Genomic DNA, 13,736 nt, shown 5'->3' with positions numbered 1-13,736 from the left:
GCTATACATCACTGCATAGGTTGCCATTTTGAAATTCATCTAAATGACGTATCCTTGAGACCTCCCGGGGTAAGCGTAACCACTTTCCTCCCATATATCCGCCACATTTACTGCATAAACCTTCGGACCGTTTTGGGCTTTGTTTTGTTATGCAAACTCACCCGATTTATACAGCCTCAAATGTAGTTCGTGTACCTCGGACCAGGATTTTGCCTCCGGCTTCCTTCAGATTCCACCTCACAATGGACACCCTTGCCTTTGGCTAGTGGTTGGCACGGTCAACCCCCACAGTGGACTCTCACCACCTAGTTGTTACGCATGCCCGGCGCACGTAAAAAGGAGTAGCATTTTGCTACTCCTCTGTAATAGTTTCAGGTAATATTTTATTTACTATTATTCCAATTAAGGCTGCTAAACTCAAACCTACTATCTGTATATTATCTGTTATTTTAATTCCTATAACTCCTGTGAAATTTGGATTTGATCTTAAGAACTCAGTACCTATTCCCGCAACTAGTATTAAAGATGATATTATTAAATTCCTATTACTTGAAAAATCTACTTCTGCATTTGTTATTGTTCTTATTCCAACACTTGCAATCATACCAAATAGTATTAAACTCACTCCACCCATTACTGGTTCAGGTATAGTCTGAAGTATTGCTCCTAATTTCCCTATAAAACTCAATCCTACAGCTATAAAAGCTGCAAGTCTTAAAATTGATGGGTCATATACCCTAGTTACAGCTAATACGCTTGTATTTTCACCATATGTTGTATTTGCAGGACCGCCTATAAACCCTGCAAACATAGTTGCTAATCCATCTCCTAATAATGTTCTATGAAGTCCCGGATCTTCAAAGAAATTTTTACCAACTACTGCACCATTAGTAGTTATATCCCCTATATGTTCCATAAAAACTGCTAAAACTATCGGAGCAATCATTGCTATGGCCCCAATACTAAACTTAGGCAATGTAAATTGCGGTACACTTATCAGACTAGCATTTGCTATAGGCTCAAAATTTACTATACCAATAATAGCCGAGAAAATATAACCAACTACAACTCCACATAGTATAGGTATTACCTTAAAAAATCCTTTAGAGAAAATCGAAACTCCTATAACAGTAAATACCACAACAAAAGCTACTAACCAATTTTTTGAGGCCATTTGTATAGCTACAGGACTTAAAATCAATCCAATAACTATGATCATTGGTCCTGTTACAATAGGGGGAAAGAAACTTTTTATCTTATCTGCTCCATAAATATATATGAGCATCGAAAGAATAAGATATAATGCACCTGCTACTATGATACCGCCCTGTGCGTACCTAATATCTCCATATTGATTTGCAACCGCATTTATTACAGGAATAAATGCAAAACTCGAACCTAGAAAAACTGGCACTTTACCTTTAGTTACAAAGTGAAATATTAATGTACCGACTCCTGCCGAGAATAATGCAACAGCTGGATTTAAGCCAGTAAGTATTGGTACTAATACGGTAGCTCCAAACATTGCAATAACATGCTGAAGCCCTAAAATACCCTTTCTTCCTAAATTTCTCAATCTTTCTTTCTCTTTTTTACTCTCTGATACACTTTTGAACATAAAAATACCTCCCTCTTTTTATTGTGGGAGATAACTCTATCTCCCTTTTTCAGCCTCGCTGGACTGAATTAAAAGGTTAATATATTTAATTATATTACCTTTCAACAATTAAAACTTTATTAACATCATCTACCTCTTTAAACTTTACACTCACTACCTCTAATTTTGATGTGGGAACATTTTTCCCTACAAAATCTGGTCTTATCGGTAACTCTCTATGCCCTCTATCTATAAGTACTGCTAATTGTACTTTTTTAGGTCTTCCCTTATCTACAAGCGCATCTAATGCTGCTCTTACAGTCCTACCTGTATATAATACATCATCTACTAATACAACAATTTTATCAGTTATATCAATTTCAAACTCAGTAGCCCCGACAACAGGATTTACATCTATTTCAGTTAAATCATCTCTATACAAAGTAATATCTAATGTTAAAACAGGAACCTCTTTACCTTCTATTTCATAAATTTTCTTTGCTAATCTCTTTGCAAAAGGAATTCCTCTAGTTTTAATGCCTACGAGGACTAAATCTTCTACTCCTTTGTTTCTTTCTATAATTTCATGTGCAATTCTTGTTGTAGCTCTTATCATAGCTTTTTCATCCATTATAACTGCCTTTGTCTTCAACATTTGTCACCTCCTAACAAAAAAACTTCTTATCTGGTTGATAAGAAGTTACAATACCCTCTCATAAAAAAATTGTAAATCCTTATCAACCTCTCAGGGTAGATTTAAAGGACATTATTTTTCCTTTGATTATATCATAATAATTCAGTTATGTCTATAATTTTTTCTTCTTAATACATCTAATACTTTCTTAAAATAGTCAGGTAATTGAGAATCAAACTCCATATATTCTTTAGTACGTGGATGAATAAAACCTATAACCTTAGCATGTAATAATTGTCCCTCTTGTTTAAACTCATTTTTCTTACTTCCATATACTAAATCGCCAACTAATGGATGCTTTATATACGACATATGTACTCTAATTTGATGTGTTCTACCTGTTTCTAATTTTGCTTCAATCAAAGTATACTGCCCAAATCTTTCTAACACTTTAAAATGCGTAATTGCTCTTTTACTATTTCTATCTGTAACAGCCATTTTTTTTCTATCTACAGGATGTCTACCAATCGGTGCATTTATCGTACCATTATCAACCTTTATATTTCCTTCTACTAATGCATAATATATTCTTGTTATTGAGTGCTCTTTTAACTGTTTAGAAAGCTCAATATGAGCAAAATCATTTTTTGCTATCATCAACAACCCAGAAGTATCTTTATCAATTCTATGCACAATTCCAGGTCTCACTACCCCATTTATCGTAGATAAACTCTCTAAATGGTAAAGTAAAGCATTGACTAATGTTCCACTATAATTCCCCGGTGCAGGATGAACCACCATACCTCGTGGTTTATTTACTACAGCAACGTCCTCATCTTCATAAACTATTTCTATCGGCAAATCCTGTGGTATTAATTCAAGTTTTTCAGGTTCTGGTAATTTTACAGTTATTACATCACCCTTATTAACAACATATTTAGGTTTTACTTGTAAATTATTAACTTTTATATGTCCATCTTTAATTAACTTTTTAATGTATGATCTAGACACTTCCTCTAGCTTTTTTGCTAAATATGAATCTACTCTTTCACCAATATCATCTTCTACAACCAGTTCTATAATGTCCATAAAATCACTCTTCCATATTTATTTCATATTTATCATATAAAACTAGGTATGCAATAATAATAGTTGAAACAACAACTAAACAATCTGCTACATTAAATACAGGAAAATCGTATAACTTTCCAAATTTAACATCTATAAAATCAATAACATAACCTAAACGCAATCTGTCTATAAGATTCCCTAAAGCGCCAGAAAAAAGTATCGTTAAAGCTGCCTTCATCGGTTTGCTGATATTAGTATGTTTTCTTATATATACAATAATTCCAGCTAATACTACAATAGTTATTACAACAAAGAATAACTGCTTATTTTGCAAAATACCAAAAGCTGCACCGAAATTCTCAACATAATTCAATTGTAAATAATTTTTTATAATTGGAATCGGATTTTTCCCCAATAAAAATTTAACTGCCAAATATTTAGTTAATTGATCAAATATAATGAGAATAATAGCAATTATATAAAACATTTGCTCCTCCTTAATAATATTTCACATGCAATATTGTAAAATATTATTATTAATTTTACAATATTAAAAATTTCTTAACTCATTATTCTGAAACAAACATTTACTATTTATTCTTTAAATTCTCAAAAAGTAATTTTATATTTTCTAATTTACCCATACTTCTAATTTTAATCTCCTTTAAATTAATACTGTCTATATAATTTATAAAAATTCTAATTCCAAATTTATTTTCAATAAGTTTAATATTATTCTCAAATTTAGAATCTATCATTTCTCTATAAGATATATTCAAGTCAAAAATAACGGCATTTGAATTTGTATGAATTTTTATTCTCTTTATCTCCTTTTCTATGAGATTTAAAATTGAACCATCAGAAATAATTTTCCCTTTTCCTTCACAATAAGGACAATTTTTATAAAACTTTGAAGATAGTTTTTTTCTGTCTTTTTTTCGAGTCATTTCTAACAAACCTAACCTAGTCATCCCTAATATTGTTGTTTTCACCTTATCTTTTTTTAACTCATTTTCTAAACAATTAATAACATACTTTATATCTTCACTATCCTTCATATCAATGAAATCTATAATGATTATCCCACCTATATTTCTTAACCTTAATTGTTTAGCAATTTCTTTAGCAGCTTCAATATTTGTCTTCAAAACAGTATCCTCTAAATTAACACTTCCTACAAACTTACCTGTATTAACATCTATCGAAGTAAGTGCCTCTGTTTCATCTATTACTATATACCCTCCACTTTTTAACCATACTTTACGTTCTAATGCACTTTTAATCATTGTTTCTATTCCAAAATACTTAAAAATATCATAACACTCATCAAAATAGTATATTTTAGATTTCAAATGAGGCATTGTTTCATTAATCAACTCTAAAATATTTTTATATTTCTCTCTATCATTAATAACTAATCTCTGTGTATCATCACCAAAAAAATCGCGTACTATTCTATCTACTAAATCTAATTCCCTATATATTAGTTTAGGTGCATATACTACTTTGCTCTCTCTTTTTATTCTCTGATACAGATTTACTAAAAACTCAATGTCTTTGATAATTAAGTCTTCTTCTACACCAGCACTTGCCGTCCGCAATATAATTCCCATATTTTCTGGTTTGTTCTCTTCAACTATCTTTTTCAACCTATCTCTTTCTTCTTCATCGATGATTTTCCTTGATATACCAACTTGTTTTATCTCTGGCATTAAGACCACGTATTTGCCTGGCAAAGTAATATGTGTCGATATTCTTGGACCTTTAGTCCCTATCGGCTCTTTTACTACTTGAACAAGTAATTCTTGACCAGGTTTCACAACATCTCTAATAGAAATATCTTTAAAATCTATATCTTCACTTTCTAAAAAATTGCTTGATATAGCATCTTTAACATATAAAAAAGCATTTTTATCTAATCCAATATCTACAAAAGCAGCTTCCATTCCTGGTAATACATTAACTACTCTTCCTTTATAAATATTACCAAGAAGTCTCTTATTCTCCTCTTCAATATATAATTCAACCAAATCTCCATTTTCCAAGATTGCTACCCTATTTTGATTTAATCCAATATCTATTATAATCTCAGCCATAAAATCTTCTCCTATTCACAATCTAAAGGTGATACTAATTTATTATTTTTCTGAGAATATAATTCTAATCTGTGAATTTTTATACTATCATCTACTATTTCCATATTCCCTATCTTTTTCATCACATCTATTATATATCGGGGTTTCAAATTACCTTTACTACCCGACTTTAAAGTTGCTTTAATAATAACTCTTTTGCCTTCAATAACTAGCAATTTTAAATTTCTAATACCACTTCTTATATCAACCTCTTTTATTATCTCTTTTTTATTTTTTATTTTAACTTTTTTTACATAAATTTTATCTTTTTTAAGAATTTTTCCTATGCAATTTTCCACATCTTCTTTACTGATATTACCAGTTATATAAAATTCTATAATATAATCAGACCATTCTATTAATGACATCAATGATTTGCTTGTCTTTATGTATTTCCCTGATAAAATTTTAATTCCATCAGGCAATACATCATTAAGCTTATTAATAAATTCATCTTTGTCAATATCATTTTCTAATTCAACATCCATATATTCTCCATCACTTGTTACTCCAATTGGAAGGGCTGTAGCCAGTGAAAACTTTGGATGTGGATTAAACCCCTGACTATATTTTACTGGTATATCGGCTCTTCTAAAGGCTCTCTGAAATAATCGCATCAAGTCTAAATGTGAAATATATTTCATATCATCTTTTTTTGAAAATCTTACTCTAATCGTACCCATTAACAAACACCACCTGTAAAACTAATATTAATACCACATCCAGTACAGCCTTTTCTGCAATCTCTAGTTAATATGCCTTTTTTAGCCTTTTCATTTTCGTTTATTAAATATTTTTTAGAAACTCCTACATCAATAAAATCCCAAGGTAATATTTCGTCATATTCTCTATGTCTATTTGCATAAAAACTTGGATCGATTCCCGTCTCTCTAAATGTTTCCATCCATTTTTCGTAATTAAAATGATCGGCCCATCCATCAAATTTACAACCCTTTTGCCATGCCCTTATTAAAGCTTTTGACAGTCTCCTATCTCCTCTAGCAAAAACGGCTTCAAGAAAACTTAATTCTGAATCGTGAAAATTGTAAGTAATCTTCTTATCTCTTATATTATTTGCTAAAAATCTCTGTTTCTCTTTAAATGTTTCAACAGTATTTTGTCCAAACCACTGAAAAGGCGTAAACGGTTTTGGTACAAAACAAGATGTACTAACTGTTACTTTTAAATTTCCTTTTCTCTTATCTTTAGGTAATCCAAAATAGATGTCTTTGACTTTATAAGCCAAATCTTTTATTCCAAGAATATCATCGTAATTTTCATATGGAAGTCCTATCATAAAATACAACTTAACAGTAGACCATCCTAAATAAAAAGCATCCCTAACTGAATTTATCAAATCTTCTTCATTTATACCCTTATTTATTATATCTCTAAGTCTCTGACTACCGGCTTCTGGTGCAAAAGTAAGTCCTGTTTTACGAACTTTTTGTATTTCCTGAATTATATCAAGCGAAAAAGAATCTAGTCTTAAAGACGGTAATGAAAGACCTATCATCTTATCTTTAAACTTATTAATTAAGCTCTTCACTAATTCTTCAAGCCTTGAATAATCGCTTGTCGATAATGAAGACAAGGAAATTTCTTCATGTCCTGTCGTTTCAATTAATTTTTGTGCATAATCTAATAACTTATCTACACTTCTTTCTCTCACAGGCCTATATATCATTCCCGCTTGACAAAATCTACATCCTCTAGTACATCCTCTAAAAATCTCTAACATCACTCTATCATGTACTGTTTCTATATACGGAACTATAACCCTATCTGGAAAATGTACTTCATCTAAATTCTTAATTATTCTCTTCTTTATCACATTGGGATATTTTTCTGATTTTGGTTTGAATTCTTTTATGGTACCGTCTTGATTATATATAACTTCGTAAAATTTCGGTACATATACACCTTGAATTTGACTTATTTCTTCTAAAAACTCTTCTCTTGTTCTATTACTTTCTTTCCACTTTTCATATACCTCAATTATCTCTAATATCAACTCTTCTGATTCACCAATTACAAAAAAATCAATTATATCGGCTAAAGGCTCCGGATTATAAACACATGGCCCGCCCGCAACAATAAAAGGATCTTCTTCTTTTCTATCTTTAGAAAATAAAGGGATATGCGCTAAATCAAGCATATTTAAAACGTTAGTATAACTCATTTCATACTGTAACGTAAAACCAACAAAATCAAATTTATTTATCGGCTCCTTACTTTCTAATGCATAAAGCGGAATATTATGTTTTCTCAATTCATACTCCATATCAACCCATGGTGCAAATACTCTCTCACAAAATACATCTTCTCGTTCGTTTAACAAACTGTATAATATATGTAATCCAAGATGCGACATACCAACCTCATAAATATCAGGAAAGGCAAAAGCAAATCTTACCTTTACATCTTTTGTATCTTTACTATAACTATTTATCTCATTTCCTATATACCTTGCTGGTTTTTCAACTCTTGAAAGAATTTTATCTAGTGTATCTTTATTTATCATCTTATCACCCTTACTATAAAAATGTCTAAATATATTCTATCACTTTTCACTTTTATTTAGTAGTTTTTCTATAGTTATATCATAACCATATTTAATTACACCCTCTAAAATTCGTTTTTCATAAAGCGTATCAATTACATTACCTTCTCTATCTATTACAGTTATTATATGATACTTGTTTGGAATGAAATTTTCAATAACCGATTTTACTTTCATATCATTTAAACAAACAATATGTTGTACTCTATATATTCCAGTTTCAGCCATTTTCTGTCTTTTACAAATTATCTGCTTTAGGAAAATAAAAACTGCCATATCTTTTTCTCTTTTGGCAGCTATAATTATAAAAATGAAAAATAGAATCAAATAAATTCCATACGCATTTCTAATAAAAAGCAGTATACCAATAAAAATCATTATTACAGATAATATATAGGTAATTTTTGAAACAAATAATGTAGCTCTTTTTGTTCCTAATTTTAAAGATAATATAGCTCTAAATATTCTGCCCCCATCCAAAGGCAAAAGCGGTAATAGATTGATAAAAGCTAAAATCATATTAGTCTTAATGAATAAAACGATAATTTGGTTTTCAAATAAATACTCTTTTATAAATATTAGAACAAATGCTAATAGAAAATTTATAATTGGTCCGATTACGGCTATTTTAATCTCATTAAATGGTTCTGTTCCAATTAAACCATCTAACTTTGCAACTCCTCCAAATGGAAATAATTCAATGTAATCTACTTTAAAATCTAATTTTGATGCTAAATAAACATGAGCAAGCTCATGAATTAAGACAGAAAAAAATATTACTATCACTTCAATAAAATACCCAATTATAAAATATAACACAAAAAGTACAAATAATAAATAATTTATTTTTATTTTAAACTGCCCAATACGAAAAATTGTCATTTAATCCCCCATTAATCATCTGAATTGCTAATATTTATATAATCTAATGGATTTACAGGAGCATCGTTTTTCCATATTTCAAAATGAAGTATTTTATGTCCACTAATATCTTCTTTTAATGTTCCTAATATTTCTCCTTTAGTTACTTTCTGCCCTACTTTTACATATATTTTATCTAAATGTGCATAGACTGCATCTATTTCACCAAAATCTATTTGGATACATTTACCTAAAATTCTATCTTTATAAATTTCGCCTACAATTCCTTCACCAATTGAATATACGTTTTTATCTTTTGAAAGTATATCTACACCTCTATGAAAAATAGTTGTATTACCTTTCTTGATTTGGCCAAATTTTTTATAAACTATACCCGTAGCAGGAGTTGAAAACGAATATATTTTTGTATTATTTTTATATTTAAAAACTGAAACTGCTTTATCTAATTCTTTACCGCTTCCCTTTGCATATTTCAATATTTTATGCCCTAATTTTTTAAAATCATAATCATATTTTAATGTATTTTCAACTAATCTGATGGCATTATTTGTAAAATTTGTATTAAAAGATTTAATGAAAATTATCAAAAGAATAATTATTATACTAACTAACAGTTGATAAAATAGCTTTCTATAACTACTTTTCTGTTTAGTTCTATATACATAATCTCTTTTGACTCTCATAGGAAAAAGTTTAAAAATAAGTCTGCGTTTTCCCATTCATTTCATCCCCTAAATATTGAATTTACTATATTATTATTTTTCTCTTTACTTTTTTATTACAATTAATAGGTTTCCAATTATCAATATCACAAATAATAACACCTATTGGACTATTAGTAAAGAAATCATACTTTTTGTGTAATACTATATGTATTAAAATCAAATTATAAAGAAAAATATAATAAAAATAATAGATAGCCGCAACCCAAAAAAAACTTACTCCTGAAGAAAAATACCCAGAAGTAACTAATATGAAAATAATGCTTGAATAAACTGGTCTTATACTAAACGGTAAACTTCTTACTGACGAGGATAAAATTATTTTAGCTAATCCAATTCAGATAGAATTAAAACTTGCTGAAAAACATAGACGTGAGCGTCAAAGGCAAAAGAGAGATAAAAAGGATTAAATTAAATAGAAAGGATTCTTGATATGAAAAAAACTTTAAATCTTATACTTGAAAAATTGGATGCAATTGATAGCGAAATTAAAAATATAAAAAATCATCTTAATAACCTTGAATAAGGACAAGAACGTATCAAAAGAAAACCTGATGCTGTATATGACCAAACAGTAAACTTAATGTTATAACTTTCTGATCAAAACTATCTTCTAATAGTAAAAAAGCACCTGCAAAATAATGTGCTTCTTTCTCAATTCTTTAATTAAAATAACATCTGCTATATAGCAGATGTTATCAATAAACGAGTAAGTCTATAAGCCGAGTTCTGTGTTAGACAGCCATCTATCTACGCCTATTGTCGCCAATAGGCTCTAGCGACCTACCAACCGGGACGGTGACGGGCCACCACCTTTTTATGTCCCTAACTTGGTCTTGCTCCAGATGGGGTTTACAGAGCCAGCTAGTCGCCTAGCTGCTGGTGAGCTCTTACCTCACCTTTCCACCCTTACCCGGCACTTAATATATGGTAACATCTATAGCTACATATATTAAGTGTCAGGCGGTATATTTCTGTTGCACTATCCTTAGGGTCGCCCCCACTGGGTATTACCCAGCATCCTGCCCTGCGGAGCTCGGACTTTCCTCATGCTAAATGCATGCGGCTGTCTGACTTACTCGCTATTCTTTTCTTACCGACAAAGAATACTATAACATAATAAATATTCTCCGTCAAATGGTAATTATAGTAAACACTTTACATGTTCTTTCTTTTAATACTAATACCCTTCATATCCATTGCTAAATTTGCTAACTCATCAGCCTTTTTATTTTTTTCCCTTCTAACATGATGTATGCTAAAATTATCAAACTGGCTAATCAAAGAATTTGCAATTTCATAGAATGGTTTCATTCTCTCATTTTTGACCTTATATTCGCCCTTTATTTGCTTAACTACTAATTCACTATCCATATAAAATTCAACATCTTTTATCCCCATCTCATAAGATAACTCTAAAGCTCTAACTAAAGCTTTATATTCGGCAACATTATTAGTCTGAATCCCAATATACTGACTTAACTCAAGTACTACATTCTTTGATTCATCATATATAATAACCCCAATACCAGCTAAACCGGGATTTCCTCTTGAACCTCCATCTGTGTGTATTATTGCTTTCCTCATTCTATTCCTCCTGCTTTTTATAATATAGAATCCTACCACAATTATCACAATAAGTAATACTATCACTATATTTTAATTTCGACAATATCGACAAAGGAACAACCATATAACATCCCGTACACTTATCTCCCTCTACTTCAACTACTGCCCTTCCTTTATTCTTCAATAGTTTATTAAACTTTTTCAAACTTACTTCATCTATATCCGCTGATATTCTATCAATTATTTCCTTTTCTTTTTTTATATCTAATTCCACCTTTTGCATTAAGCTATCATTATCAATAATTATTTGTTCTAAATTTTTCTTTAATTCATCATAAGTCTTTTCAACCTCAATAATTTCATTTCTAAGTTTATCGATTTCTTCCATTAACAATATTATTTCGGTTTCTAATTTTTCTATCTCTTCCTTAATTTTCTTGCTTTCACTTTCCATATAAGTAAGCTGCTTTATATCTTTTATTTTACCACTATATAATTTGTTTTCAATTTCTTTAAATTCATATTTCAATTGATTAACCTTACTATTATACCTATTGATTTTCATATTATTTACTTCTAATCTTGTTTTTTTATTTTCCAAATCATATTCATACTGATGTATCTTCACCTTAAATTCTTCTATCTCATCTCTTTTATTTAAATCCTTTAATTTTCTTTCTAATCTATTAAGCTCTAAATAATGTTTTTGTAACTGCCACAAAAGCTCTAATTGAACCATTAAATCCCCTCCTTACCCCCATTATCAAAAAATTTCATAGGGGACACTATTGAAATTGCTTGTATATATATCTATACTATTACCAACCTCTTTTTGAATATATTCTTTCAAATATGGTAATATTACTTTTTCCGTATCATAATGATTTGCATCTATTAAAGATAATCCTAAATTTATAGCCAATTGTGCTTCATGGTATTTTATATCTCCTGTTACTAATACATCTGCTCCCTTCTTTGAAGCTATTTCAATAAATTCAGCACCACTCCCCCCACAAACGGCTACTCTTCTTACATTCTTATTTATATCTCCTATCACTTTAATAGACTTACAATTGAGTTTTTTCTTAACATATTTTGCAAAATCACCAAGAGCAATGATATCCTGTAATTCGCCAATTCTACCATATCCATAATCAAAACCTTTATTGTTCAAAAGATATACATCATAAGCTACTTCTTCATAAGGATGTACTTTTATCATATTTTCAACAACTGTATCCAAAATACTTTCTGGCACTATAGTTTCAATTCTAATTTCTTCCACTACTTCTACTTCCCCTTCAGTACCTATAAAAGGATTTGTCCCCTCTCTAGGCATGAAAGTTCCAAAACCATCAATATTAAATGTACAATGACTATAATTCCCTATCCATCCACCTCCACTTTCAGTTATTGTATCTCTCACTTTTTTTACATGTGTTTTAGGAACAAATACGACCAACTTGTACAATTTTTCTTCATATAATTTACTTAATATTTTTTTGTTTTTTAATTGAAGTATATCAGCTAAAACATCATTTACGCCGCCTTTACATACATCTAGATTTGTATGAGCACTATACACAGATATATCGTGTCTAATGATATCATAAAGTATTTTACCTTTAGTATCATTTAAAGTAATTTCAGATATAGGATTAAATAGAATTGGATGATGAGATATTATTAAATCAACATTTTTACTTATAGCTTCTTGGACCACTTCTTCTGCAACATCTAGTGTTAACATAATAGCCTCTACATTTTTATTAATATTACCAATTTGAAAACCACAATTATCCCACTTATCAACTAGTTTAATAGGAGCTATTTTCTCCATTATGTCCAATATTTCTTTAACAATCAATGGATTTTAATACCCCCTTCAACTTATCATATTTTATCTTTATTATATTTAATTTTTCTTGTGCCTTTATTGATTCATTTATCCTAATTTTTTGCAATATATTTTTAATCTCTCTTAATTTTTTCTGAATCAATTCTTTTAATAATGGATCTTTATTCTCCACCAATTTTTCACCTATCTCAAAATATATTTCATCACTAATATTATCCTTGCCATGTCTAACTAACATGATTTCATATATTTTATCTCCTTCTTTAACCAATTTTTCGTCAATAATTTTATAATTATGCCTAATTAAATATTTTCTTAGTTCATCAGATGCTATCATAGGTTGCAGTATAAAATTATCTATTGTCTCAGCTATTTCATTCCCTTCTTCAAGTATTTTTTTAATTAATAAGCCACCCATACCGGCTATAATAACAGTATCTACTTCATTTGGCTTTAATATTTTTATTCCATCTCCTAATCTTAAGTTTATTCTATGACTTAATCTTTTCAAATCTACATATTTTTTAGCATTTTCAAGTGGACCTTTATTAACATCTGAAGCAATAACTTTTTTAGAAATATTATTTTCAACAAGATATACAGGTATATAAGCATGATCTGTACCAATATCTGCAACAAAAGAATTATTTTCAACATAATCGACTATTGCTTTTAACCTCGGTGATAACTTCATATTGCTACTCC

General features: G+C 29.6%; 13 protein-coding genes and 1 other RNA gene. All 14 read right to left on the bottom strand.

Annotated features, from left to right (window positions below; genetic code table 11):
- Positions 1–352: 352 nt before the first annotated feature.
- The 14 genes from BUB51_RS02610 to BUB51_RS02545 all read right to left on the bottom strand — a co-directional run bounded on the left by BUB51_RS02610 (position 353) and on the right by BUB51_RS02545 (position 13,725).
- Positions 353–1,618, bottom strand: coding sequence for a uracil-xanthine permease family protein (locus BUB51_RS02610; RefSeq protein ID WP_073195231.1), 1,266 nt, complete (start codon positions 1,616–1,618; stop codon positions 353–355).
- A 94-nt stretch (positions 1,619–1,712) separates the two neighbouring features.
- On the bottom strand, positions 1,713–2,252 hold the full coding sequence (gene pyrR, locus BUB51_RS02605; RefSeq protein WP_341423342.1) for a bifunctional pyr operon transcriptional regulator/uracil phosphoribosyltransferase PyrR: 540 nt from the start codon (positions 2,250–2,252) through the stop codon (positions 1,713–1,715).
- 141 nt (positions 2,253–2,393) lie between these two features.
- Positions 2,394–3,320, bottom strand: coding sequence for an RluA family pseudouridine synthase (locus BUB51_RS02600; protein WP_073195193.1), 927 nt, complete (start codon positions 3,318–3,320; stop codon positions 2,394–2,396).
- Positions 3,321–3,324: 4 nt separating this feature from the next.
- Positions 3,325–3,789 carry a signal peptidase II gene (lspA, locus tag BUB51_RS02595; RefSeq protein ID WP_073195191.1) on the bottom strand — a complete coding sequence of 155 codons (465 nt, stop codon included), beginning with the start codon at positions 3,787–3,789 and terminating at the stop codon, positions 3,325–3,327.
- 103 nt (positions 3,790–3,892) lie between these two features.
- Positions 3,893–5,398, bottom strand: coding sequence for an Rne/Rng family ribonuclease (locus tag BUB51_RS02590; protein ID WP_073195189.1), 1,506 nt, complete (start codon positions 5,396–5,398; stop codon positions 3,893–3,895).
- Positions 5,399–5,409: 11 nt separating this feature from the next.
- On the bottom strand, positions 5,410–6,120 hold the full coding sequence (locus BUB51_RS02585) for a TIGR03936 family radical SAM-associated protein (RefSeq protein ID WP_073195187.1): 711 nt from the start codon (positions 6,118–6,120) through the stop codon (positions 5,410–5,412).
- The gene (locus BUB51_RS02580; RefSeq protein WP_073195185.1) at positions 6,120–7,961 is read right to left on the bottom strand and encodes a TIGR03960 family B12-binding radical SAM protein; all 1,842 of its coding nucleotides are present in this window, start codon (positions 7,959–7,961) and stop codon (positions 6,120–6,122) included. The genes BUB51_RS02585 and BUB51_RS02580 overlap by 1 nt, the downstream gene beginning before the upstream one ends.
- 39 nt (positions 7,962–8,000) lie before the next feature.
- Positions 8,001–8,882 (bottom strand): site-2 protease family protein, encoded by an 882-nt coding sequence (locus BUB51_RS02575; protein WP_073195184.1) that lies wholly within the window; start codon positions 8,880–8,882, stop codon positions 8,001–8,003.
- An 11-nt stretch (positions 8,883–8,893) separates the two neighbouring features.
- On the bottom strand, positions 8,894–9,601 hold the full coding sequence (locus BUB51_RS02570; RefSeq protein ID WP_073195182.1) for a murein hydrolase activator EnvC family protein: 708 nt from the start codon (positions 9,599–9,601) through the stop codon (positions 8,894–8,896).
- Positions 9,602–10,306: 705 nt separating this feature from the next.
- Positions 10,307–10,686: RNase P RNA component class A (gene rnpB / locus BUB51_RS02565), an RNA gene on the bottom strand.
- Positions 10,687–10,762: 76 nt separating this feature from the next.
- Positions 10,763–11,191 carry a ribonuclease HI family protein gene (locus BUB51_RS02560; protein ID WP_073195180.1) on the bottom strand — a complete coding sequence of 143 codons (429 nt, stop codon included), beginning with the start codon at positions 11,189–11,191 and terminating at the stop codon, positions 10,763–10,765.
- A gap of 1 nt (position 11,192) precedes the next feature.
- A complete protein-coding gene (locus BUB51_RS02555) occupies positions 11,193–11,912 on the bottom strand; it encodes a zinc ribbon domain-containing protein (protein WP_035165039.1) in 720 nt (239 codons plus the stop codon).
- Between the two features lie 24 nt (positions 11,913–11,936).
- Positions 11,937–13,040 (bottom strand): Nif3-like dinuclear metal center hexameric protein, encoded by a 1,104-nt coding sequence (locus BUB51_RS02550; protein ID WP_073195177.1) that lies wholly within the window; start codon positions 13,038–13,040, stop codon positions 11,937–11,939.
- Positions 13,030–13,725 carry a tRNA (adenine(22)-N(1))-methyltransferase gene (locus tag BUB51_RS02545; protein WP_073195175.1) on the bottom strand — a complete coding sequence of 232 codons (696 nt, stop codon included), beginning with the start codon at positions 13,723–13,725 and terminating at the stop codon, positions 13,030–13,032. The genes BUB51_RS02550 and BUB51_RS02545 overlap by 11 nt, the downstream gene beginning before the upstream one ends.
- Between the last annotated feature and the right edge of the window lie 11 nt (positions 13,726–13,736).

Origin of the sequence: Caloranaerobacter azorensis DSM 13643 (genome assembly GCF_900129995.1) — a bacterium.
Taxonomy (GTDB): Bacteria; Bacillota; Clostridia; order Tissierellales; family Thermohalobacteraceae; genus Caloranaerobacter; species Caloranaerobacter azorensis.
Note: the sequence above shows the minus strand (reverse complement) of the source record. Positions and strands in the feature narration are given on the sequence as shown.

Coding starts and splice junctions, on each gene's coding strand:
- BUB51_RS02610 (WP_073195231.1), bottom strand. CDS start 1,618: ATGTTCAAAAGTGTATCAGAGAGTAAAAAAGAGAAAGAAAGATTGAGA.
- pyrR (WP_341423342.1), bottom strand. CDS start 2,252: ATGTTGAAGACAAAGGCAGTTATAATGGATGAAAAAGCTATGATAAGA.
- BUB51_RS02600 (WP_073195193.1), bottom strand. CDS start 3,320: ATGGACATTATAGAACTGGTTGTAGAAGATGATATTGGTGAAAGAGTA.
- lspA (WP_073195191.1), bottom strand. CDS start 3,789: ATGTTTTATATAATTGCTATTATTCTCATTATATTTGATCAATTAACT.
- BUB51_RS02590 (WP_073195189.1), bottom strand. CDS start 5,398: ATGGCTGAGATTATAATAGATATTGGATTAAATCAAAATAGGGTAGCA.
- BUB51_RS02585 (WP_073195187.1), bottom strand. CDS start 6,120: ATGGGTACGATTAGAGTAAGATTTTCAAAAAAAGATGATATGAAATAT.
- BUB51_RS02580 (WP_073195185.1), bottom strand. CDS start 7,961: ATGATAAATAAAGATACACTAGATAAAATTCTTTCAAGAGTTGAAAAA.
- BUB51_RS02575 (WP_073195184.1), bottom strand. CDS start 8,882: ATGACAATTTTTCGTATTGGGCAGTTTAAAATAAAAATAAATTATTTA.
- BUB51_RS02570 (WP_073195182.1), bottom strand. CDS start 9,601: ATGGGAAAACGCAGACTTATTTTTAAACTTTTTCCTATGAGAGTCAAA.
- BUB51_RS02560 (WP_073195180.1), bottom strand. CDS start 11,191: ATGAGGAAAGCAATAATACACACAGATGGAGGTTCAAGAGGAAATCCC.
- BUB51_RS02555 (WP_035165039.1), bottom strand. CDS start 11,912: ATGGTTCAATTAGAGCTTTTGTGGCAGTTACAAAAACATTATTTAGAG.
- BUB51_RS02545 (WP_073195175.1), bottom strand. CDS start 13,725: ATGAAGTTATCACCGAGGTTAAAAGCAATAGTCGATTATGTTGAAAAT.